A 21,258-nucleotide genomic window follows, 5' to 3' on the forward strand; every position below is an offset into this window, starting at 1 on the left:
ATCTTAATAAAGACTTTTTTTAAATAAAATTTTAGAGGTGGATTCATTGAATATCGTTTGGGGGCTGCTCGGGGCAGTTGCTATATTAGCCATTGCTTTTTTGTTATCAGAGAAGAAAAGCAAAATTAACCTGCGAACCGTCATTGTCGGTTTGTGTTTACAAATGGCCTTCGGATTCATCGTATTAAAGTGGGACGCCGGACGGGCCGTATTTTTATGGTTCTCAAGCCGTGTGCAGCTTCTCATTGATTATGCGAACGAAGGCATCAGCTTTATTTTTGGCCCGCTGTTAAAAGTGGGCAGCAGCCCGGCTTTTGCGCTGAGCGTTCTGCCGGTCATTATCTTTTTCTCAGCGCTGATTGCCGTTTTGTATCACTTGAAAATCATGCAGCTCATCTTTCGCGTCATCGGAGGCGGACTGTCAAAGCTTCTTGGGACAAGCAGAACGGAATCGCTTGCGGCTGCTGCGAATATTTTTGTCGGACAGTCTGAATCACCGCTTGCCATTAAACCGTTGATTGCGGGATTGACCCGTTCCGAGCTGTTTACGATTATGACGAGCGGCCTTTCGGCTGTAGCGGGTTCGACGCTTTTCGGTTACGCCCTGTTAGGCATTCCGATCGAATACTTGCTTGCGGCCAGCTTTATGGCGGCTCCCGCCGGTCTCGTGTTCGGAAAAATTTTAATACCTGAAACGGAAAAAACGCAGACGATAAAAGGCGATTTTAATATGGACGAAGAAGGCGAAGGCGCCGCTAACGTGATTGATGCAGCGGCAAAAGGCGCGTCCACTGGCCTTCAGATTGCTTTAAATGTCGGCGCCATGCTGCTTGCGTTTGTCGCGCTCATCGCCGTAGTGAACGGAATTCTCGGCGGAATCGGCGGCTGGTTCGGTTTCAAACATATTACATTAGAATCCATTCTCGGTTACGTGTTTTCACCGATCGCATTTGTAATCGGCGTTCCTTGGCATGAAGCGCTCGGAGCGGGAAGCTATATCGGACAGAAACTTGTGCTGAATGAGTTTGTCGCTTATTCAAACTTCGGGCCGCATATTGCGGACTTTTCTAAAAAAACGTCTACGATTATCAGCTTTGCGCTGTGCGGATTTGCCAACTTCTCTTCGATTGCGATTATGCTCGGCACACTGGGCGGTTTGGCCCCAAGCCGCCGTTCGGACATTGCGCGCCTCGGATTAAGAGCGGTTATTGCGGGAACACTCGCAAACCTTCTCAGCGCGGCGATTGCCGGCATGTTTATTTAGTAAACGATAAAAGCTCCCTGCATATGCAGGGAGCTTTTATGTATGAAAAACGGGGGATATTTGTATTGTGTCCGAGCAGAAGAGCTTTTATACTAAGTAAAAGAAAAAAAGTTGGAGGCCGATATGAATTCATTCCGTTTTACCAAGATGCACGGTCTTGGAAACAGTTATATATATGTAAATCAATTTGAAGAACAGCTGCCGGAAGAACGGCTGGCTGAGATTGCCGTTAAAGTGTCCAGCATTCACACGGGCATCGGCTCTGACGGAATGATCCTCATCTGTCCGTCAGAAAAAGCGCCCGTCAAAATGCGGATTTTTAATAATGACGGCTCAGAAGGGAAAAATTGCGGCAACGGCCTTCGCTGTGTGGCAAAGTACGCATACGAACATAAGCTGACAGAAGAAACGTCCTTTTTCATTGAGACGCTTTCAGGTCTTGTGAAAGCAGACATTACAGAGGACAACGGGATTGTGCGTGAAGTCGCCGTTGATATGGGCGAACCGCGCCTCACCAAAAAAGAGCTGCCGATGCTCGGCAATGAAGATGAACGGACGATCGATGAAACCTTTGTTTTTGGAGAAACGGAGCTTTCCGGAACAGCCGTATCAATGGGAAACCCCCATATTGTTTTTCCGGTTGCGGATATCAATCAAGCGCCTCTTACAACGCTCGGCCCCGTCATTGAAAAAGACCCGAGATTTCCGGAAGGCGTCAATGTCGAATTTGTGGAAACCGTCAGCGCGGATGAACTTCATTTCCGCGTATGGGAACGCGGCTCCGGCATTACGCAGGCTTGCGGAACAGGCGCCTGTGCGGCGGCTGTCGCATCCGTATTGAACGGTGTTTCTGAACGAAACCGGGATATCACCGTTCATTTAGCGGGAGGCGACCTTGTGATTAATTGGCAGGACAACGGGCACGTGCTGATGACGGGACCCGCCGAAACCGTATGCAGCGGCGTCTTTTATTTGTAAACAGCTCGTTTGAGAAATACTCTCCTCAAGGTTTATAATAGATACTAGCATCGTTTTTAAAAAAGGAGGTCTACCTATGAGTGTTCCAGTAACCATCACTGAAGCAGCGGCTTTGCATATAAAAGATATGATGAAAGAGCATGAAGAAGAAAACGCGTTTCTCCGTGTGGGCGTAAAAGGCGGCGGCTGCAGCGGCCTGTCTTACGGAATGGGATTTGAGCACGAAAAAGGCGAAAAAGACAGCATGTTTGAACAGCACGGAATCACCGTTTTGGTCGACAGCGAAAGCCTTGATATTATGACCGGCACGATCATTGACTTCAAACAGTCCATGATGGGCGGCGGTTTCACCATTGACAACCCGAATGCCATCGCTTCCTGCGGCTGCGGATCTTCTTTCCGCACGGCCAAAAACGCCGGTACGCCGGAAGAGTGCTAAGGGTCAACCCGCTATTCTTAGGATGAAAAAATATGACGTCTTTCTTTTCGATGGCGCTTGCACCATTGTTAAGAAAGGCGTTTATCTGTTTAATAAAAATAAAACCCGCTCAACAGAAGCGGGTTTTGCTTTTTCAAAGAGGTTATTCAATTGTATGTTTCATCGCATTGTACATATTTGCCGTATGTTCATCGGCTTTATCCCGTGGCATGCGCAGCCGTTCGACTGAAGAACCATATCCGATTTCTTGTTTGCCCTCTTTCAGTCCTTTAAAAATCCCATCAGCGAATTCATCCAGCGGTTCTCCTTGAGTATGCAGCCCTGCTCCGCCTAAATCTGTATTCACCGCCGGAGGCGCAACTTCAATCACTTCTACAGATGAATCAGAAAGCTGATGTCTCAGACTCATTGTAAATGAATGAAGCGCCGCTTTCGTTGCTGAATAGATCGGTGCAATGGCAAGCGGTGTAAAAGCCAATCCCGAAGAGACGTTAATGACAGCCGCATCTTCTTTTCCGGCAAAAAACGGAGCGAACAGCATAGACAGGTGGAAGGGAGCTTCAATGTTCGTTGTGATTTCTTTATTGAAATAGTCCCAATTATCCTTCGCATCCGCTTTCAGCACATGAAACCGTTGTTGAATCCCCGCGTTGTTTACTAACACATTCACTTCCGGATAATTTTCTTTCACCCAATCAAACAGTGATATACGTTCAGATGGAATGCTCAAATCACTGACATATGTAATAAGATCCGGGAATGTTTCCTTTGCTTTTTGAAGAGCGTGCTCACGCCGTCCGGTCACGATGACTTTATTTCCCGCTTTTAAAAACCGTTCTGCGAAAGCCAATCCTATTCCGGCATTTCCGCCTGTAATCAGTATTGTATTTCCCGTCAGTTTCATATTATCTCCTCTTTTCCGATTGTTTTTACATTTCTTTGTCACATTTCAGCTTTGATCCAATCAATATATTCATCCCGCAAATAGGCATGAAATAAGACAGCAGTGATTCTGTAAAATTGATTTTTAGATCCATCGGGAAACCCGCCAAAACTATTCTTTCCTTGTCACAATATGATGATACGGCTTAAAGCACGGTTTAAGTCAACAAAAGAACCTTGTGATTCCGTTTCGGTTACTCACATCAGACATAGGTCACGAAAGGAAAGGTGAATGTGAAGTATTGGAATTTTCTTGATGCGATAAAGCGTACCGTATAACATGGGTAAGAGACAATTAAAAAACGTTTCTGATCAAAACAAAAGGACGGCGATGCATGTGCAGGAAGGAAACAGCGTTGATATCAGGCCGCTCAGCCTGAATGATGCAGAGCGAGAACTGGTTTTGCAGACGGAAAACCGCATGTTTTTTGAACGGTTTGCCATGTCGAGACAAGAGGATTTTTATACGCTGGAAGGCCGGAAAAAACGAATTGAACAATCACTGAAGAATGCGGAAAATGACACAGAATACAGCTTCGGCATTTTTCTTCAGGACCAGACCCTGATTGGCACGATCAGCCTTTTTCAGGTGGTTCGGGGTTCCCTCCAAAGCGCTTTTATCGGTTACTTTTTAGATGGTGAACATAACGGAAAAGGCTATGCGACGAAGGCTGTCAAGCTGGCAGTCGATTATGCATTCAATGAGCTGAAACTGCATCGGATAGAAGCCGGAGTCATGCCGCACAATAAGGCGTCAATCCGGGTGCTCGAAAAAGCTGGCTTTCATAAAGAAGGCATTGCGAGAAAAAATGTAAAAATAAATGGAAAATGGGAAGATCATCAGGTGCTGGCGATCATACATCCGGAGGATACATGACGATATCCTCCTTTTTTATATCCTGCGTCTCTTTCGACAGGTTCTTCCTAAAACTTCAAATCAATTGTCTAAATCATACTATTTGCAAATTCGAAAAAAAATAAAGGGTACATAGCACCAAAAACTCTGAAAGATATGCTCTTTGTCAACACGTCCTAAAGTCATATTTTTCGAAAGGATATTGATTTTTTGATAGGATTAAACTAAATTGTAAAAGTATAGAATAGTTAATTTATTTTGTAAGAAAAGGATGATAATATGATAGGTCAATTGAGCAATAAAAAAATATTTTTAAGTTCTTTTTTCATCATTTTGATCTGTTCATTACTCTTCCAATTCAGTATTTCAGATAAAGTTCTGCAGTCGTATTATTCTTCCGTCGGAGAAAGTACCTATGATATCGGGGAGAAAAGTGTTCGTACGATTGTCATGTTTCTGCAAGGGTTTATGATCTTTACAACTTTTGTGGAAATTCTGATAGGCGGATTTCTGTTATTCGTTGCCGCTTTTATTCTCGGTACAAAAAAACCGAAAAAAATATATTTGCTTCTATATACACTGACTTCTTTAATCTCGGCATTTAAAATGTTGATTCTTTCAGTTGTTAATTACTTAACGGCTGATTCCTCGCTTATATATTCTGCCGGCGGCACCAGCTTGAGTCTGCAGCTGCTGGACCCATTTCTGCTCATATCAATCGCGGCTCTTTATGCTGCCGCAGGAAAACTGACCGATCTCAGTAAAGGCAAGAGAATCATTTTGACTGGATGTTTTGTTTTACTAAAACTCTTTACTATTTTCTTAAACTATTTTATGGCGGATAAAATTTAGCTCGGGAGAGAGTCAATTAAGCTGAATTTTATTATAAATTAAAAAACAGAGTAGGGAGATGTTATGATGAACTTAGTAAAATCTAATAAAAAGTCTTTCATTTTGTTTGGCGCGGCTCTTGCTGCAGCAACATTGGTTTATGCACTATTATTAACGGGAACTGAATTAAACGTGGCGGCGGCTCATGCATTCTCAGCCAATGCTGAATTAGCTTCAACTCTAGGCATCTCTACAGCAGCAGCTAAAAAAGCAATTGATATTATTGATGCGGCATCAACAATTGCTTCTATCATTTCTCTTATCGGTATCGTTACAGGCGCAGGCGCAATTTCTTATGCAATCGTTGCAACAGCAAAAACAATGATTAAGAAATACGGCAAAAAATACGCAGCTGCTTGGTAAAATCGATCAATAAATAATTGCTCTTTTTGTACAAGCTGCAAAAAGAGCCTCTCTCCCAAATACATATGTAAGGATTGAAAGTATGATAGTCAAACAAATTGCGGCTCTTATCAAATATAATACCCTGTCATCGTTTCGAAAAAGAAAGGAAGATTGGGGCATTCCTCAACTCAACAGCAAAGTGCTGTCTGCCATTATTATTTCTCTGTTATGTTTATATCTCGTTTTCCTGGGATGCGGTGTTGTATTCGGGACAAAACTGATTCAGCTGCCCCTCAGCGCATGGGGGCAATTTGTTTTAATCGCCGTTTCACTTGAGCAGCTTTTTTGGGCTGCCGGCTTCTTTAAAGAACATCACAATGCCTTTCTGCTGGATACGCGTAAGGTCATTCATCAATTAAAAAAGGTTCGTTTTTTACAGCTGTTTTCTGTTTTTGCCGGCCAGGCGATCAAAAAAACCATTTTCGTATGGTATCTTTTTGTTTTTCCGGTTTTTTTGTTTTTATCAAGCGCAGGCATGACGGGGTCTGCGGCGATCATCGTATTTTTCTTGGGCTTCGTTTATTTTCTTCTCAATTTATTTTTATCTATGCTGTTTTCTTATGTTGTTTATCTTCTTACAAATATGTGGAGCAAATTGTTTTACTTGAAAATCATGAAAGGCGTTTTATTCAGCGTCAGCCTGCTGGTTCCGCTTGCAGTCGGGTATGCCGTTTATCTTCTCGTGTTTGGGGAGTATACCGCAAAGGATCTTTCAAGCTTTACGGAGACACCGGCTTTCCGGAACATCCTCATGAATACGCCGTATGTATGGTTAGCATTCAGCTCACATTCCGTGCTCGTTTTCGCTGCGGTGTTTGCGGCCGCCATCCTTTTAACGGCGGGAATGTTTAAACTGTGGTCGGCCACCCTGAAGAAAATGGACCTTATTCCATATATGTTTTTGACAAACGCAGATTTTGCGCCAAAGCTGAAATTATATAGAAATAACAAAATATTTCATGCCGTTTTTCAAAAGGATCTGCTGTTCTTATCGAGAATTGACGGGTTTTTTATCAGGAACTTCGGCAGTATGCTGTATTTGTTCATGCTGTTTTTAGGTTTTTGTATTCCGCTTCTATCGCATCACTTTATCGGGTATTCGGCAGCCGCCATCGTGTCTGCGGCGGTTATCATTGCGAACTTTTCGTATCAGCTCGTCGGAGATGCGCTCAAAACAGTATTGTCAGTTGACGGGGAAATAAAAAATCAGCATTTGTTTCACCGGAATATTAAACATGCGTGGCAGCTGGTGTTTCCGAAAGTATGTATTTATAATCTCGCCGCTCTTATCTATTCGTTCATCATCACCATTTTGATTACGGTGTTTTTTCCGTCTTCCGCGGCGCTGACGATCTACTTGTTTATTGTGTTTTTATGTTCGGGTTTTTTATACAGTCTTGTCCAGATTTCAAGCACCGCCCTGTATCCTAAGAAAAACTGGGAGCATCTGTACGAGATTGGAGAAGCGGGGAAAGCAAAGACGTATAACAACTTATACAGTTCTTTCATTTTCATTGTGTCGCTTCAAATCGCTGCGATCACGTCGTATTTTATCTATAAAAAGCCGGAACTTGAAACGATGCTTATTCATTCGGCATCAGGTATTTTTGTCCTGTTCACACTATTAAACTATGGAGTCATGTTTCTGTTTCTTCGCAGAATCAATATGGCGGAAAGGTTTGCGAACAATGATTAAATTAGTGAATATACAAAAAAACTATAGTGAAAAACAGGTGTTGAAAGATATTTCGTTTGAGGTGAAAAAAGGCTCAATCTATGCCTTGCTGGGGACTAATGGAGTCGGGAAAACAACGACTTTGAAAATCATTTCGGGCCTGCTTAAACCGACTTCAGGCCGCGTCATGATTGACGGCAAGGAACTGGATTCAGAAGAGGGGGGGCAAATATCGGCTGATATCGGTTTTGTGCCCGACCATGCTTTTTTATATGATTACTTAACGGGAGTCGAATACTTGCGTTTTACAGCGGAGATGTTTCAAGTGCCGTCTCAGCGGACAAATGATTATATAAAGAATATGTTAGAGACGCTGAAGCTTGCTCAAGACGGAAATCAGCTGATTAAAACATATTCACATGGAATGAAACAAAAATTATCAATTGCGGCCGCGCTCATTCATCAGCCAAAGATATTAATTCTTGACGAGCCGCTGACGGGCATTGATTTAATCAGCGGTAAAACGATACGGACGTTATTAAAGGAGTACGTCAAGCAGGGAAATACGGTCCTGTTATCGACTCACCTGCTGGAGCTGGCGCATTCGCTGTGCGATACGATCGGTATTATACATGAAGGCGTTTTTGCGGCGGAGTATCAGTCATCCGAGCATTCATTAGAAGAGATTGAAGAATTGGCTGAGAGTATCTATACATGATGAACCGCATGTTGCCGGCAATCAGAACGTCCGCCATTCCGTTAACCGCGTCATTGCTGTTTTTTTCAGGCGGTGTGATCGCTGCGTTTTTTTTCGATCACTTTGCTTCAACCGCGTCTTACAACGGTTCGTCAGGCGCGGTTGAACTGCTGAAAAACAATGCAATCGCTTGTCTGTTTTTAGCCGCGGGTTTTTTTACCTTTGGGTTGACCTCAATCTTTTATTTATTCACCAACGGGTTTATTTTAAGCGGCTCTATCATAGAAAATCTGCATAGCGGGGTTCCTTTTTATCAGATTTTTTTACTGCTAATTCCTCATGGTATATTTGAAGTTCCCGCGTTATTATTAAGTGGCGCCATTGGTTTTAAGGGCGTTGAATTGGTCATCAGGCTGTGTTTTTCTAAGGAAAAAAAGATAATGGCTTCAATGTTCAGGCATATTGGAATATTGGTGCTCATAATTATTTGTCTGCTGATCGCCGCTGCCATTATTGAAGCTTACATCACACCAATTTTTAAGTAAAAGGGGCAGAAATCATATGAGAAGTAAATTATCATTAATCGGTGTGCCGATTGTTATGATTATCGGTTATATCATTTCTTTATCCTTTGAGTGGCTGTTTCCTGTTCTTACTTTTGGGGTGGCAGGACTATATCTCTTTATATTTGCACCGGTGCAAAATAAATTCATTCGTTACATCTTTTTGTTTATTTTTGTGATTAATCTGTTAGCCAGTGCGGCTCTTTATTTCGGTATTTAATAAAAAAATGACATTCATATTGAATGTCATTTTTTTATCTTCGAGCGGCTCTGCTGTGTGTTAAAATCTGTCGCCGTTGAAAATAGAGTTTTTTACGATCACGTAGTCGACATTGCGGATGGCTTCGAGTGTATTGCCGCCGGCGTAAGAGATGGAAGATTGCAGATCCTGCTCCATTTCAATCAGCGTGTCCTGTAAAGACCCTTTATGTTCGACATGCATTTTTTTGCCTTCGACGTTTTTCTTTTCGCCTTTTTGAAATTCAGAAGCGGAGCCGAAATATTCTTTGTACAGCTTGCCGTCGATTTCGATCGTTTGGCCCGGTGATTCTTCGTGGCCGGCGAATAATGACCCGATCATGACCATAGACGCGCCGAATCGGATGGATTTCGCGATATCGCCGTGCGTGCGGATGCCGCCGTCGGCTATGATCGGTTTGCTCGCCGCTTTTGCGCACCAGCGAAGCGCGGCTAATTGCCACCCGCCGGTTCCGAAGCCGGTTTTAATTTTGGTGATGCAGACTTTCCCGGGGCCGATTCCGACTTTTGTCGCGTCGGCGCCCGCGCGTTCCAGCTCCCTTACAGCTTCAGGCGTCCCGACATTCCCTGCGATGACAAAGCTTTCCGGGACATGTTCTTTAATAAATTGAATCATGCTGATCACGGCATTGGAATGGCCGTGAGCGATATCAATGGTAATATAATCCGGCACAAGCTTCTGTGCTTTCAGCTCCCGGATGAATTCATAATCATTTTCCTTCACGCCGACACTGATGGAAGAAATCAGTCCGCGCGCTTTCATATCCCGGACAAAAGCCAGGCGTTTTTCCGGCTCGAAGCGGTGCATGATATAAAAATACCCGTTTTCCGCGAGCCAAGCCGCGATGTTTTCATCTATAATCGTCTGCATGTTGGCCGGCACGACCGGAAGTTTAAACGTGTGTCCGCCCAATGTAACTGATGTATCACATTCAGATCGGCTGTCCACAATGCATTTTGCAGGAATCAGCTGAATATCTTCGTAATCAAATACATTTTCCATATATAACACCCCTAAAAGCGAATAATATAATTAAATAAAACTAAAATGTTCGTCTTTTTATAATGTACTTTGTTTTGTCAGGAATGTCAAATGATTTCATGCTGCCTCATATGCGGTCAGCTTGTCATCCATTTGCAGTTTGGTTATCATAGTAGTATTGGGTGTTGTAAGACATTTGTTACGATAGATAGATTTGCAGAAGAAGGGAGGGGCCGGTGTGGAACAAAAACAGCCCGGGCACAGCCCGAAAGCCCAGAAAATACAGGACCGGATTATTTTAGGCACGATTTGGGCCGTGTCGGCGCTTGTCATTGCGCTCGTTGTCGGAACCGTCATGAATTATATTTGGATATTTAAATAAAAAAGAGTCTGTGCCGGCAGGACACAGACTCTTTTTTATATTATTTTTCAAACATGCTTGTAGAATGCAGAGGCTGGACGCGTGCTTTCGGGTCCATGTAAGCCTTCGCGTTGTTCACGGCTGTCGGAGCTTCGCCGAAACCGCTGGCGATCAGCTTGACTTTGCCTTCATATGTGCAGATATCTCCGGCGGCAAAGAAGCCTTCAATATTCGTTTCCATCGTGCTTTTGACGACGATGGAATTTTTCTCGATTTCAAGGCCCCAGTTTTTAATCGGGCCGAGAGAAGAAACAAAGCCGTAGTTTACGATCAGGTCATCAATTTCGATGATTTCTTTACGGTCGCCTTTCACTTCTTCGAGAACGAGCTGTTCGATCCGGTCTTCACCGACAAGTTCAGCGGGAACAAACGGTGTCAGCACGTTGACTTTAGAATTATGCAGGTTTTCGACACTGTGCTCATGCGCGCGGAATTTATCACGGCGGTGGATGATGCTGACTTCTTTGGCGATCGGCTCAAGCATGAGCGCCCAGTCCACCGCGGAATCGCCGCCGCCCAGAACGGCAACGCGTCTGCCTGCGAATTGATTGAGGTCGTCAATGAAGTAGTGCAGGTTTTTGCCCTCATATTGTTCCGCTGATTCCAGCTCAAGCTTTCTCGGCTTAAATGCGCCGTTTCCCGCGGTGATAATAACCGTTTTTGAATAATGCGTTTCTGAATTCGTGACAAGCTTAAACACACCGTCCGCCTGTTTTTCAACAGATTCAACGGCCTGCTCTAAGCAGATGGTCTGATCAAACTTTGCCATTTGCTCTTTTAAGTTGTTCACAAGTTCCTGGGCGCGGATTTTCGGGAATCCGGCTACATCATAAATATATTTTTCAGGGTACAGCGCGCTGAGCTGGCCGCCAAGCTGAGGCAGGCTCTCGATGATTTTGACGCTCGCCTGTCTCATTCCCCCGTAAAAAGCGGTAAACAGGCCGACCGGGCCGCCGCCGATGACCGTAATATCATAAACCTTTGAATCCTCTTGCATACCAAATTGCCTCCTAATTGAAAATTGTTATTAATTATAACATAGAATTTGAAAGGATGACGAGTGCCGAAAACCGCCCGGCCGCTTCATTCTTGAAAAAAATTGCGGCCGCCGCTAAGATGGGGACAAATTCCAATCTGTTTTTTCCTGAATGTTTTCCGATTCTTCCGGATAGTATGGTGATATGCAGACATGTGCGGTTTTCTAAAAAAATTTATATTTCATTTCATAAAATCCCGCCAATAAGCTGAAGCTAATACAAATGTTGATTTGATTATGCGTCTAACAGCAAAAAAAAGAAGGTGGATGTGATGGCATTGAATAAACCCAAAATCGTGGTTTTAGGTGCAGGTTATGGTGGATTAATGACAGTAACAAGGCTTCCGAAGCATATCGGGGCAAATGACGCTGACATTACTTTGGTCAATAAACACAATTATCATTATGAAACGACATGGATGCATGAAGCGAGCGCAGGAACGCTGCATCATGACCGCTGCAGATATCAAATAAAAGATGTAATCAATGAATCACGGGTCAAATTTGTGCAGGATACCGTAAAAGCGATAGATGTGCAAAATAAAAAGGTGACGCTTTCACAAGGGGACATCCCTTATGATTATCTCGTCATCGGGCTTGGCGCCGTCCCTGAAACATTCGGGATTAAAGGCTTAAAAGAATTCGCTTTTCCGATCGCGAATATTAATACGTCGCGCCAGCTGAAAGACCATATTGAGCTCCAATTTGCGACATACAATACGGAGGCTGAAAAACGCCCTGACCGCTTAACCATCGTTGTCGGCGGAGCGGGCTTTACGGGAATTGAATTTCTCGGTGAACTTGCGAACCGCAAGCCGGAGTTATGCAGATATTATGATATAGATGAAAGTCTCGTCCGGATCGTCTGTGTCGAGGCCGCCCCGACGGTTTTGCCGGGATTTGATCCGGAGCTTGTCGATTACGCCGTTCAATACCTTGAGAGCAAAGGCGTTGAATTTAAAATCGGCACCGCGGTTCAAGAATGCCGCGCAGACGGTGTCACAGTCGGCAAGAAAGATGAAGAGCCGGAAGAAATCAAATCGCAGACCGTTGTCTGGGCGGCGGGCGTGCGCGGACATCCGATCGTGGAGGAAGCGGGTTTTGAAAATATGCGCGGCCGTGTCAAGGTCAACCCTGATCTTCGGGCGCCGGGACATGATGACGTTTTTATACTCGGCGACAGCTCGCTCTTTATCAATGAAGAGACGGAACGGCCGTACCCGCCGACTGCTCAGATCGCGATGCAGCAAGGAGAAACGGTCGCCAAAAATCTGGGCGGTTTGATTAAAGGAGGCCAGCTTGAAGAGTTCAAGCCTGACATTAAAGGAACCGTCGCCTCCCTCGGTGAGCATAACGCTGTCGGAGTCGTATACGGCAGGAAGCTCAAAGGCATGCCGGCGTCCTTTATGAAAAAGGTCATTGACAACCGCTCGCTCTTTATGATCGGCGGGCTGGGCCTGACGCTGAAAAAAGGGAAGTTTAAATTCTTCTGAAAACCCGCGGCCGCGGGTTTTCTCTTCTTTTAAAAAAGAGCGCTATCAAAAGCATGTAAAAGAAAAAAAAGAATGTTTCCGCTTACATGAGTTGTTTTGTTACATATTCTGACTTGGTGCTTGACAAGTAAATATGATATATTATCAGAAAATTGAGAAAAAGGGTGATCCGCATGAAAACGACAGCAAAAAGCACGGCGGCGTGTCCGTTCTGCTCAGGTAAAGGGTATTTTCAATTGCTTCTTGGCGGCTCCGAAACATGTCCCTCCTGCCAGGGAAGCGGCAAAGAGAGACGATGATTTTTCCAGACGTTGACTTTTTTACCGCCCCCGAGGTACACTGAAAGTGCTGTAGGGGGTGGATGTTTGTGATTAGTTTGCCGGTTGTCCTGATCTCAATCGTACTATTTTTTGTACTGTTTTTCGGCATAGGCTTTCTGTTGAACATGCTGCTTAGAATGTCGTGGATTATGGCTGTTGTCTATCCGATTGTATGCCTTTTCATTATCAGCAATCAAAAGATGATCAGTTACGTGCAGGCGCCGGGGGAATCCTTTCAAAGCCTGTTTCAGCGTATCATGTCATTAGCGGTTGCGGATGTCGTGATTTTGGCGGGCGGACTGGCGGGAGCCATCACGTCAGGCATTGCCATAAAGGCGCTCAGAAAAAGAGGATATCAAATGTTTTAAGCCGCTTTCTTATTTGAGAAAGCTTTTTTTGTGTCGCGGCGCTTTTTGTATAGCACCTCACCGAGTTGGGAACAATGACTCGGAGGAGAGTGATTTCAGATTGACGATAATCAGACGCGTATTCATGATCGTGCTCTTTTTGGGTGCATGCCATGCGACATACTTTTCCATAACCGGTGTTGAAGCAAAGGATCTGACAAACTGGATGACCGAGCATCGCGGCGCCGTTTTGAAAAACATCGGCACTCCGTTTCAATCCTTACAGAATCAGCCGGAAAAGAAGGCATCAGGCAGGATAAAACCGCTGGAAGAAGCTTTTGACTGGGAACGCTATCCGTCACATAAGGTGACGGCCACCGGTTATACCGCCGGAGCGGAATCTACCGGAAAATCTCCGGGTCATCCGCAGTACGGAATTACATATTCAGGCGTGAAGGTCAAACGCGATTTATATTCAACTGTTGCGGCCGATCCGTCTGTTTTCCCGATCGGGACGATTCTGTTTATACCGAATTACGGTTACGGGGTTGTCGCCGATACCGGCTCAAAAATTAAAGGCAGCCGCCTTGACCTCTACTTTGACACCGTCAAGGACGTCTATAACAATTGGGGCAAAAAAACACTTGAGGTCTACATGATTAAAAAAGGGAACGGCACAGTGACCGAGGACGAACTTGTAAAGCTGAACGAAACAAAGTCGATGCAAGTGTTCAGAAATCAATACAAAACGGTAAAAGAATAAAAACGCTTCAGCATCCGCTGAAGCGTTTTTTACATAAAGAGATAATCTAAAATCAATGTCAGCACAATACCGGTGACGCCGCCGAAGAACACTTCAATCGGCTGATGGCCGAGCAGTTCTTTCAGTTTCTTCTGTTTTTCCTTCTCTTCCGCTTTCTGAAAGTCCTTCGCTTCGCTGACAAACCGATTAAAGTCGATGACCAGTTTATTAATGACCGTCGCCTGTTCACCCGCATGCCGCCTGACACCTGTAGCGTCGAACATCGTAATGACGGCGAAAATCGCCGCAACTGCAAACAGGGGCGAGTCCAGCCCCTGTTGCAAAGCGACTCCGGTTGACAGCGCAGTGACGGCGGCGGAATGGGAGCTCGGCATGCCGCCGGTGCTCGTCACAAGAGACCAGTCAAGTTTTTTGGATACGATAAATTGAATAGGCACTTTTACAACTTGGGCAAAAATAATGGCGGCAAAACTCGCCAGTAAAGGAAAATTCATAAGTACATCCATATGCGACATCCTTTCTGTATCTGCTGATTCCGATCGTATCGAAAAACTGCAGAAAACGCCCTTAGTTTGGTAAAATAAAATCAATGAAAAATGTTTTTTCATTATACCACTTTACATAACAAATACCCACATAAGGAGTGTGTACTCATGTTTTATGCATCTGATCAACTGCGGCATCCCGAAACACTGGTCATCGGTCTTTTTCAAAAAAGCACGCTGAACGGATTTACGAAGGAATTGGATGATAAATTGGACGGTCATCTGACCCAGCTGTTAAAGGATGGTGATGTGTCCGCCAAACGCAATCGTGTATCAAAAGTATACCCTCCGGCTGCGACCGGTATGAAACGTATTTATTTTATCGGCCTGGGAAGAGAAGCGGATTATTCGTTTGAAGATACGAAAGAATGCTTTGCACGAGTATTTCAGCAGATTCATCAAGATAAAAAACAGGAAGTATCCGTTTTGCTCGATACATTCGTCTCCGGTGAAGTGCCTGCCGCCGATGCCGCTCATGCGCTTTCAGAAAGCTGTCTGCTTGCGGTTTACGAAGTGCAGGATTATAAACATAAATCAAATGAGCCGGATCAGGAACTGAAATCAGTCTGCGCCGTGACCGAAGAAGACCTGAGGGAAGTTCAGGCCGGCCTGAACGTCGGCGCGGCATACGGCCAAGGGACGAATTCAGCCCGCACGCTTGTAAATATGCCGGGTAATATGCTGACGGCCACCGATTTGGCGTCATATGCCGCTGAGCTTGCGGCAAAATACGATTTCGAGTGTGAAGTTTTAGAAAAAGATGAAATGGAAGAGCTCGGCATGGGCGGGCTGCTTGCTGTTAACAAGGGCTCATCCGAACCGCCGAAAATGATCGTTCTGAAGTATCAGGGCAAAGATCAGTGGGAAGACGTCATCGGCCTGGTCGGTAAAGGAATTACCTTTGATACGGGCGGATATTCAATTAAGCCGAAAACCGGCATCGTCGGCATGAAAAGCGATATGGGAGGAGCCGCTTCGGTATTGGGCGCGATGGAAATTATCGGCGAACTGCGGCCTGAACAAAACGTGCTCGCCGTCATACCGTCTACGGACAACATGATTTCGTCCGATGCCATGAAGCCGGATGATGTCATCGTTTCGCTCAGCGGAAAAACCATTGAGATTCTGAACACCGATGCGGAAGGGCGTCTCGTGCTTGCCGACGGCATCACATACGCTAAGCAGCACGGAGCCTCTGTCCTCATAGACGTCGCAACGTTAACGGGCGGTGTCATTGTCGCCTTAGGAAACGAAATGACGGGCGCCATGACCAATCACGCCGCGTTTTATGAACAGGTGGCTGAATCGGCGAAAGAATCCGGCGAGCCGATCTGGCAGCTTCCGATTACAGAAAAGGATAAAAAACGGGTGAGAAACAGTCAGATGGCTGATTTGAACAATTCTCCGGGAAGAGAAGGCCACGCGATTATGGCGGGGGCATTCATTGGTGAATTCGCGGAAAACACGCCGTGGGTTCATCTCGATATTGCGGGAACCGCGACGGCGAATAAAGCGACATGCTTCGGCCCTGCCGGCGCAACAGGCGTCATGGCAAGGACGTTGGCTGTTTTGACTGAGCGCTTTACGCCCGAAAGATAACAGCATCCCGCTGCCTTGATGCAGCGGGTTTTTTGATTTCCGAAATCTTTAGTTGACTAAAGCACAGAATATATGTTAACTTTAATTATCTACTACATTAGTAAACTAAAGGATTTTTGGAGGGACTCATCAATGAATGCTGTTGTTGTCGCAGTATTGCTTATGCTCGTCTTAAGCCTGCTGCGTGTCAATATTATTATAGCTTTAATGATCGGCGCGCTTGCCGGCGGGCTGACCGGCGGCTTAGGCCTCGGAGAGACGGTGAAGGCTTTTACGGACGGTCTCGGCGGAAATGCCACCGTCGCGGTCAGCTACGCGCTGCTCGGAGCATTTGCCGCGGCGCTGACAAAGACGGGGCTTCCCGATGCAATGGTGGAAGCGTCTGTCAAACTAATCGGAAAAAAGGAAGATTCGCGGAAAAAAGCACTGTCAAAAGTGTTAATCGTACTGATTATTTTAATCATATCCTGTTTCTCGCAAAACGTGGTGCCCGTTCACATTGCGTTTATTCCTGTATTGATTCCGCCGCTTTTAAAAATATTTAACGAACTTGAAATAGACCGCAGGCTGATCGCGTGTGTGATGACATTCGGACTGACTGCGCCGTATATCGTTCTGCCTGTCGGATTCGGACAGATTTTCCAGGGGATGCTGAGAGATAATATGGCCTCAGCCGGTTTAAAGGTGCCGCTCAGTGATATCCCGTATGCTTTAATCATCCCGACGGCCGGGATGGCGGTCGGTTTAATTTTAGCCGTCATCGTCTTCCGGAAACCGAAGAAATATGAGACGAAGGAGATTGCCGGACTATCGTCTTCTCCTTATACGAAAAAAAGCATTGCCATCGCCCTGGTCTCCATTGCCGTGTCGCTTGCCGTTCAGCTCTATCTGTCACAAGTGCTCGGAGTGGAAGGTATGATCATGGGCGCGCTTGCCGGCTTGTTTACGCTGTTTATCAGCGGAGTCATGAAGCGCAATGAAGCGGATAAGCTGATCACGGACGGTATGACTCTGATGGCTTTTATCGGATTTGTCATGCTTGTTGCGGCCGGTTTTTCAAATGTATTGAATAAAACGGGCGATGTGGCTTCCTTAGTCAAAGCGTCAACAGGATGGATCGGCCACAGCCAATCAGTAGGCGCGCTCCTGATGCTAATCGTCGGTTTATTAATCACGATGGGAATCGGGTCATCATTTGCAACCGTACCCGTCATTACAACCATATTCGTCCCGCTGTGCGCTCAGCTCGGATTCAGCCCGATGGCGACGGTCGCGATAATCGGAGCGGCTGCGGCGGTCGGCGATGCGGGTTCTCCTGCAAGTGACAGTACGCTCGGCCCGACGTCAGGCCTCAGCGCCGACGGACAGCACCACCACATATGGGATACGTGCGTACCGACATTTATTTTCTATAACATCCCGCTTGTGATATTCGGCTGGATTGCCGCGCTTGTTCTGTAAAAAAAGGCTCCCGGAAAGGGGAGCCTTTTTGTATGCTGAGAACATCTTACGCCGGATTTCTGCTGAACCCCGTCGCTTTATGAATAGACCTGTAAACGGCAGGCGCGATTGATGCCAATAACAGTGCTAAAATGATATCTTTTATGAAAAACCATATCATGTAAAACCAGGCCATTCCGTAGCTGATCGGAGCATGAAGCCATAATTTCAGCGCAATATACGTATAGGTCGTGCCAATGATATAAATGACGGCGGTACCGATCAAAGAGGCCCATGCATAATGCAGGCGGCCGGGTTTTTTTGTTTTTTCCAGCAGCCATCCGGCTGCAAATGCCGCCGGGATGTAAGCGAGAATAAATCCGCCGCTCTTTCCGATAAACGGCGCAAAGCCTGCTGAGAATTGGGCGAAAACAGGCGCCCCCGCGAGTCCGGCCAATGCGTATACCGTCATTGCGATGGCTGCCCGTCTGGCGCCGAGAAGCATCGCGGCTAACAGACAAAAGAAAGGCTGCAGCGATAACGGAATTCCCGCAACTTGCAAAAAAGGAGCCATTGATGTAATGTTGGCGCCGATGGCCATCAGTGCGGCAAACATGCCGATAAGCGCCATATCGCCCGCGCGAAGGTTGCGTTGTTTCATTTGTTTTTCCCCCTTACACTTGTACCAGATTAGCGTAATCGAAGGGTGATTGATTGTCAACACAGATTTAATACAGGTTTACTAAATGGAGGGAGCCATATGTTTTTCGGGAAAACGAAACAAACAAAACAGTCGGAACGGATTCCGCCAAACCAAAATGTCACAACGAAGTTTCCCGTGCTTCACGCCGGAAATGTTCCTTATTATGAAGATATGTCAAAATGGAACCTGCAGGTGTACGGGCTTGTTGACCGTCCTATGCTGTTAAGCTTTGAAGATATCAAAGCCTTTCCTGAAGCCGAATTGAAAAATGATATTCATTGCGTCACGGGCTGGTCCCGTCTTGATAATATCTGGCAGGGAATACGCGCCAAAGACATCGCTGAAAAAGCGGGCGTGCACAAAGAAGCGGGATTCGTCATTCTGCACGCTGAAGAGGGCTGGACGGCCAACCTGCCGCTTTCTGATTTTACGCGGGAAACATCCCTGCTGGCATATGCGCATAACGGCGAGCCGTTAACGCCAGAGCACGGCTATCCGCTCAGAGGCGTTTTCCCCCACCTTTATTTTTGGAAAAGCGCCAAATGGCTGCGCGGCATTCAGTTCACAAAGGAAAACCACCCCGGCTTTTGGGAGAAAAACGGTTACCATATGAGGGGAGATCCATGGAAGAATGAGCGCTTTACATGGGATTAAGCCCCTATCACTATATAGTTCTTAGGTACCTTATTGAAATAAGGTGCTTTTTTTATATCAAAAATCCATTGACTTTGTTTGGCAAAAAACCTATTATTTGAGGTGTCTTTTGATATTGAAAATCATTATCAATAAGCATAGATAAAGTAATTGCCGCAAAGGGGATGAACACATAATGGACGGAAAACAAATAAAACGGGGTTTCACGCCGGCCGGCCGATACGCGGTTCCGGGCACAGAAGTAAGAGAAATGCGCTCTAAAGGAGGCCGTACGTATCGTATCTTTGTCTCTTTTCCTCAGGAAGAACCGCCTGCATCCGGTTTCCCTGTCATATACCTGCTCGATGCGAATTCCGTATTCGGCACAATGGCCGAAGCTTTGCGGGTGCAAAGCCGACGGCCTGAAAAAACAGGCGTTGTTCCGGCGGTGATTGTCGGAATCGGCTACCCGACAGATCAGCCGTTTTCCGCCGAACGGCACAGTGATTTTACGATGCCGCTTTCTGAATCAGAACTGCCGGTGCATCCGCGCGGCGCGGCATGGCCCGAACAGGGAGGGGCGGAAGCGTTTCTGAGTTTTATAGAAGAAGAAGTAAAGCCCGCGATGGAGCGGGATTATCCGATCGACAGAGGCAGGCAGACGATTTTCGGCCATTCGCTGGGCGGTCTTTTTGTGCTGCAAGTGCTTTTGACGAGGCCGGACATGTTTCAGACCTATGTTGCCGGGAGTCCGTCAATTCACTGGAACAAGCGTTTTATTCAGGAAAAAGCGGAACGTTTGTCGGACCGGCTCTCTGCGGAAAATCTTCAAGTCAGCGTATTGCTGGCTGCGGGAGAAATTGAAAAAACACATAAAAGCAGAATCCCGCAGCACGCAGAGGCGCTGTACTCTTTATTATCCGGTTTTGAAGATGATGGAGTCCGTACTGAATACAGCGAGTTTGAAGGAGAGGGCCATATTTCTGTCCTGCCCGTTTTAATCAGCAGAGCCCTGCGTTTCTGCCTGAATCCGGGAGGGCCGCATACCCCGTATTCTCCCGCATGAGAAAAAACAGGCCCTTCGAACTAAATGCGACTGATTCTAATTTTCTAATTGACTGCGTGTTTTGATTTGGATATGATTGTCTTGAATCATAATTGATAATGATAATCATTATCAATATAGAAAGGGAATGATAATATGGACGCATTGGGAATGAAAGGGAAAACGGCCGTTGTCACCGGCGCCGCTCAAGGCATCGGAGAAGCAACAGCGCTTGCCCTTGCTGAACAAGGCGTAAATGTGGCAGCTATAGATACAAATGAAGACCTGCTTCTCGGGCTTACTGACAGACTTCGGAAAAAAGGCGTGCAGGCGCAGGGGTTTGCCGCAGATGTATCTGACAGTGCGGCTGTCAATGATATCATCGCCGCCGTTGAACGCGACATGGGGCCTATTGAAATATTGGCGAACGTTGCCGGCGTGCTGCGGCCGGGTCCGGTGCAATCCCTCAGTGATGAAGATTGGGATCAAACATTTTCTGTTAATACGACCGGCGTTTTTCATGTATCGCGGGCTGTAAGCCGGTACATGATTGAGCGTCAAAAAGGCGCCATCGTTACGGTCGGTTCGAATGCAGCCGGCGTTCCGCGTGCTTCCATGGCGGCTTATGCGGCGTCAAAAGCGGCTGCCGTCATGTTTACGAAATGCCTCGGACTGGAGCTTGCGGCCCATCATATCCGCTGCAACATCGTATCTCCGGGTTCAACGGAAACCGACATGCAGCGGGCGCTGTGGCAGGACGAGAACGGAGCGCGGGACGTCATCAGAGGTTCGCTTGATACATATAAAACGGGAATTCCGCTTCAAAAGCTGGCGAAGCCTTCTGATATTGCAAATGCCGTTTTGTTTCTGGCTTCTGAACAGGCAAACCATATTACGATGCATGATTTATGCGTTGATGGCGGCGCTACTTTAGGCGTTTGATTTAACGAGAAGGAGGGACAA

At 46.1% G+C, this 21,258-nt stretch carries 25 protein-coding genes; 20 read left to right on the forward strand and 5 right to left on the reverse strand.

The window, feature by feature from the left end; translation table 11 throughout:
• The first annotated feature begins 46 nt into the window (after positions 1-46).
• The 3 genes from SB724_RS15420 (at position 47) to SB724_RS15430 (ending at position 2,681) form a co-directional block, all read left to right on the forward strand.
• Complete coding sequence (locus SB724_RS15420; RefSeq protein ID WP_012118346.1) at positions 47-1,264, forward strand: NupC/NupG family nucleoside CNT transporter; 1,218 nt, start codon at positions 47-49, stop codon at positions 1,262-1,264.
• Positions 1,265-1,387: 123 nt separating this feature from the next.
• A complete protein-coding gene (dapF, locus tag SB724_RS15425) occupies positions 1,388-2,242 on the forward strand; it encodes a diaminopimelate epimerase (RefSeq protein ID WP_014418790.1) in 855 nt (284 codons plus the stop codon).
• Positions 2,243-2,318: 76 nt separating this feature from the next.
• A complete protein-coding gene (locus tag SB724_RS15430) occupies positions 2,319-2,681 on the forward strand; it encodes a HesB/IscA family protein (RefSeq protein WP_003151967.1) in 363 nt (120 codons plus the stop codon).
• Between the two features lie 142 nt (positions 2,682-2,823).
• On the opposite strand, the gene SB724_RS15435 is transcribed toward SB724_RS15430, so the two are convergent.
• Positions 2,824-3,585: an SDR family oxidoreductase gene (locus tag SB724_RS15435; protein WP_088461309.1), complete on the reverse strand. Its 762-nt coding sequence runs from the start codon at positions 3,583-3,585 to the stop codon at positions 2,824-2,826.
• Positions 3,586-3,954: 369 nt separating this feature from the next.
• Between SB724_RS15435 and SB724_RS15440 the strand changes: the two genes are divergently transcribed.
• The 7 genes from SB724_RS15440 (at position 3,955) to SB724_RS15470 (ending at position 8,930) form a co-directional block, all read left to right on the forward strand.
• Positions 3,955-4,500: a GNAT family N-acetyltransferase gene (locus tag SB724_RS15440; protein WP_038460881.1), complete on the forward strand. Its 546-nt coding sequence runs from the start codon at positions 3,955-3,957 to the stop codon at positions 4,498-4,500.
• Positions 4,501-4,758: 258 nt separating this feature from the next.
• The gene (locus SB724_RS15445; protein WP_007613520.1) at positions 4,759-5,331 is read left to right on the forward strand and encodes a hypothetical protein; all 573 of its coding nucleotides are present in this window, start codon (positions 4,759-4,761) and stop codon (positions 5,329-5,331) included.
• Between the two features lie 66 nt (positions 5,332-5,397).
• On the forward strand, positions 5,398-5,733 hold the full coding sequence (locus SB724_RS15450; RefSeq protein ID WP_003151973.1) for an uberolysin/carnocyclin family circular bacteriocin: 336 nt from the start codon (positions 5,398-5,400) through the stop codon (positions 5,731-5,733).
• An 82-nt stretch (positions 5,734-5,815) separates the two neighbouring features.
• Positions 5,816-7,471: a hypothetical protein gene (locus SB724_RS15455; protein WP_088461311.1), complete on the forward strand. Its 1,656-nt coding sequence runs from the start codon at positions 5,816-5,818 to the stop codon at positions 7,469-7,471.
• On the forward strand, positions 7,464-8,168 hold the full coding sequence (locus SB724_RS15460; RefSeq protein ID WP_007613514.1) for an ABC transporter ATP-binding protein: 705 nt from the start codon (positions 7,464-7,466) through the stop codon (positions 8,166-8,168). The genes SB724_RS15455 and SB724_RS15460 overlap by 8 nt, the downstream gene beginning before the upstream one ends.
• A complete protein-coding gene (locus SB724_RS15465; protein WP_410571806.1) occupies positions 8,165-8,692 on the forward strand; it encodes a stage II sporulation protein M in 528 nt (175 codons plus the stop codon). The genes SB724_RS15460 and SB724_RS15465 overlap by 4 nt, the downstream gene beginning before the upstream one ends.
• Positions 8,693-8,708: 16 nt before the next feature.
• Positions 8,709-8,930, forward strand: coding sequence for a DUF5970 family protein (locus SB724_RS15470; protein WP_003151978.1), 222 nt, complete (start codon positions 8,709-8,711; stop codon positions 8,928-8,930).
• A gap of 60 nt (positions 8,931-8,990) precedes the next feature.
• Here the strand turns inward: SB724_RS15470 and guaC are convergent, their stop codons facing one another.
• Positions 8,991-9,971 (reverse strand): GMP reductase, encoded by a 981-nt coding sequence (gene guaC / locus SB724_RS15475; protein ID WP_105937367.1) that lies wholly within the window; start codon positions 9,969-9,971, stop codon positions 8,991-8,993.
• Between the two features lie 217 nt (positions 9,972-10,188).
• Here guaC and SB724_RS15480 point away from each other — a divergent pair, with 217 nt between their 5' ends.
• A complete protein-coding gene (locus tag SB724_RS15480; RefSeq protein WP_170919549.1) occupies positions 10,189-10,332 on the forward strand; it encodes a hypothetical protein in 144 nt (47 codons plus the stop codon).
• A gap of 40 nt (positions 10,333-10,372) precedes the next feature.
• Here the strand turns inward: SB724_RS15480 and yumC are convergent, their stop codons facing one another.
• Positions 10,373-11,368, reverse strand: a complete 996-nt coding sequence (gene yumC, locus SB724_RS15485; RefSeq protein WP_007613496.1) for a ferredoxin--NADP reductase 2 — start codon at positions 11,366-11,368, stop codon at positions 10,373-10,375.
• Between the two features lie 311 nt (positions 11,369-11,679).
• On the opposite strand from yumC, the gene SB724_RS15490 reads away from it, so the two are divergent.
• The 4 genes from SB724_RS15490 to SB724_RS15505 all read left to right on the forward strand — a co-directional run bounded on the left by SB724_RS15490 (position 11,680) and on the right by SB724_RS15505 (position 14,330).
• Positions 11,680-12,900 (forward strand): NAD(P)/FAD-dependent oxidoreductase, encoded by a 1,221-nt coding sequence (locus SB724_RS15490; protein WP_007408709.1) that lies wholly within the window; start codon positions 11,680-11,682, stop codon positions 12,898-12,900.
• Positions 12,901-13,073: 173 nt separating this feature from the next.
• Positions 13,074-13,199, forward strand: coding sequence for a YuiA family protein (locus SB724_RS15495; RefSeq protein WP_007408708.1), 126 nt, complete (start codon positions 13,074-13,076; stop codon positions 13,197-13,199).
• Between the two features lie 68 nt (positions 13,200-13,267).
• Positions 13,268-13,588 carry a YuiB family protein gene (locus SB724_RS15500; protein ID WP_224181084.1) on the forward strand — a complete coding sequence of 107 codons (321 nt, stop codon included), beginning with the start codon at positions 13,268-13,270 and terminating at the stop codon, positions 13,586-13,588.
• 100 nt (positions 13,589-13,688) lie between these two features.
• Complete coding sequence (locus tag SB724_RS15505) at positions 13,689-14,330, forward strand: 3D domain-containing protein (protein WP_015240498.1); 642 nt, start codon at positions 13,689-13,691, stop codon at positions 14,328-14,330.
• A gap of 29 nt (positions 14,331-14,359) precedes the next feature.
• Here the strand turns inward: SB724_RS15505 and SB724_RS15510 are convergent, their stop codons facing one another.
• On the reverse strand, positions 14,360-14,836 hold the full coding sequence (locus SB724_RS15510) for a divergent PAP2 family protein (RefSeq protein WP_014418782.1): 477 nt from the start codon (positions 14,834-14,836) through the stop codon (positions 14,360-14,362).
• 147 nt (positions 14,837-14,983) lie between these two features.
• Here SB724_RS15510 and SB724_RS15515 point away from each other — a divergent pair, with 147 nt between their 5' ends.
• Together SB724_RS15515 and SB724_RS15520 are read left to right on the forward strand one after the other, a co-directional pair.
• Positions 14,984-16,474, forward strand: coding sequence for a leucyl aminopeptidase (locus SB724_RS15515; RefSeq protein WP_410571810.1), 1,491 nt, complete (start codon positions 14,984-14,986; stop codon positions 16,472-16,474).
• 132 nt (positions 16,475-16,606) lie between these two features.
• Positions 16,607-17,935, forward strand: a complete 1,329-nt coding sequence (locus tag SB724_RS15520) for a Na+/H+ antiporter NhaC family protein (protein ID WP_410571812.1) — start codon at positions 16,607-16,609, stop codon at positions 17,933-17,935.
• A gap of 46 nt (positions 17,936-17,981) precedes the next feature.
• Here the strand turns inward: SB724_RS15520 and SB724_RS15525 are convergent, their stop codons facing one another.
• Positions 17,982-18,575 (reverse strand): biotin transporter BioY, encoded by a 594-nt coding sequence (locus SB724_RS15525; RefSeq protein ID WP_032857615.1) that lies wholly within the window; start codon positions 18,573-18,575, stop codon positions 17,982-17,984.
• A 99-nt stretch (positions 18,576-18,674) separates the two neighbouring features.
• Here SB724_RS15525 and SB724_RS15530 point away from each other — a divergent pair, with 99 nt between their 5' ends.
• From SB724_RS15530 to SB724_RS15540, 3 genes are all read left to right on the forward strand, one after another.
• Positions 18,675-19,271, forward strand: a complete 597-nt coding sequence (locus SB724_RS15530; RefSeq protein WP_410571814.1) for a sulfite oxidase-like oxidoreductase — start codon at positions 18,675-18,677, stop codon at positions 19,269-19,271.
• A gap of 175 nt (positions 19,272-19,446) precedes the next feature.
• Entirely contained in the window at positions 19,447-20,316 is an 870-nt protein-coding gene (locus tag SB724_RS15535; RefSeq protein ID WP_082998516.1) for an alpha/beta hydrolase, read from the forward strand.
• A gap of 135 nt (positions 20,317-20,451) precedes the next feature.
• Positions 20,452-21,237 (forward strand): 2,3-dihydro-2,3-dihydroxybenzoate dehydrogenase, encoded by a 786-nt coding sequence (locus tag SB724_RS15540; protein ID WP_014418780.1) that lies wholly within the window; start codon positions 20,452-20,454, stop codon positions 21,235-21,237.
• Positions 21,238-21,258: the final 21 nt, after the last annotated feature.

This window comes from Bacillus sp. SIMBA_031 (assembly GCF_046535225.1).
Classification (GTDB): domain Bacteria; phylum Bacillota; class Bacilli; order Bacillales; family Bacillaceae; genus Bacillus; species Bacillus velezensis.

What these genes read in the sequence shown, in the direction of transcription:
- SB724_RS15520 (WP_410571812.1), top strand. Translation starts at nt 16,607, where the DNA reads ATGAATGCTGTTGTTGTCGCAGTATTGCTTATGCTCGTCTTAAGCCTG.
- SB724_RS15430 (WP_003151967.1), top strand. Translation starts at nt 2,319, where the DNA reads ATGAGTGTTCCAGTAACCATCACTGAAGCAGCGGCTTTGCATATAAAA.
- SB724_RS15515 (WP_410571810.1), top strand. Translation starts at nt 14,984, where the DNA reads ATGTTTTATGCATCTGATCAACTGCGGCATCCCGAAACACTGGTCATC.
- SB724_RS15440 (WP_038460881.1), top strand. Translation starts at nt 3,955, where the DNA reads ATGCATGTGCAGGAAGGAAACAGCGTTGATATCAGGCCGCTCAGCCTG.
- SB724_RS15460 (WP_007613514.1), top strand. Translation starts at nt 7,464, where the DNA reads ATGATTAAATTAGTGAATATACAAAAAAACTATAGTGAAAAACAGGTG.
- dapF (WP_014418790.1), top strand. Translation starts at nt 1,388, where the DNA reads ATGAATTCATTCCGTTTTACCAAGATGCACGGTCTTGGAAACAGTTAT.
- SB724_RS15490 (WP_007408709.1), top strand. Translation starts at nt 11,680, where the DNA reads ATGGCATTGAATAAACCCAAAATCGTGGTTTTAGGTGCAGGTTATGGT.
- SB724_RS15525 (WP_032857615.1), bottom strand. Translation starts at nt 18,575, where the DNA reads ATGAAACAACGCAACCTTCGCGCGGGCGATATGGCGCTTATCGGCATG.
- SB724_RS15455 (WP_088461311.1), top strand. Translation starts at nt 5,816, where the DNA reads ATGATAGTCAAACAAATTGCGGCTCTTATCAAATATAATACCCTGTCA.
- SB724_RS15450 (WP_003151973.1), top strand. Translation starts at nt 5,398, where the DNA reads ATGAACTTAGTAAAATCTAATAAAAAGTCTTTCATTTTGTTTGGCGCG.
- guaC (WP_105937367.1), bottom strand. Translation starts at nt 9,971, where the DNA reads ATGGAAAATGTATTTGATTACGAAGATATTCAGCTGATTCCTGCAAAA.
- SB724_RS15495 (WP_007408708.1), top strand. Translation starts at nt 13,074, where the DNA reads ATGAAAACGACAGCAAAAAGCACGGCGGCGTGTCCGTTCTGCTCAGGT.
- yumC (WP_007613496.1), bottom strand. Translation starts at nt 11,368, where the DNA reads ATGCAAGAGGATTCAAAGGTTTATGATATTACGGTCATCGGCGGCGGC.
- SB724_RS15540 (WP_014418780.1), top strand. Translation starts at nt 20,452, where the DNA reads ATGGACGCATTGGGAATGAAAGGGAAAACGGCCGTTGTCACCGGCGCC.
- SB724_RS15535 (WP_082998516.1), top strand. Translation starts at nt 19,447, where the DNA reads ATGGACGGAAAACAAATAAAACGGGGTTTCACGCCGGCCGGCCGATAC.
- SB724_RS15445 (WP_007613520.1), top strand. Translation starts at nt 4,759, where the DNA reads ATGATAGGTCAATTGAGCAATAAAAAAATATTTTTAAGTTCTTTTTTC.
- SB724_RS15510 (WP_014418782.1), bottom strand. Translation starts at nt 14,836, where the DNA reads ATGGATGTACTTATGAATTTTCCTTTACTGGCGAGTTTTGCCGCCATT.
- SB724_RS15435 (WP_088461309.1), bottom strand. Translation starts at nt 3,585, where the DNA reads ATGAAACTGACGGGAAATACAATACTGATTACAGGCGGAAATGCCGGA.
- SB724_RS15530 (WP_410571814.1), top strand. Translation starts at nt 18,675, where the DNA reads ATGTTTTTCGGGAAAACGAAACAAACAAAACAGTCGGAACGGATTCCG.
- SB724_RS15470 (WP_003151978.1), top strand. Translation starts at nt 8,709, where the DNA reads ATGAGAAGTAAATTATCATTAATCGGTGTGCCGATTGTTATGATTATC.
- SB724_RS15465 (WP_410571806.1), top strand. Translation starts at nt 8,165, where the DNA reads ATGATGAACCGCATGTTGCCGGCAATCAGAACGTCCGCCATTCCGTTA.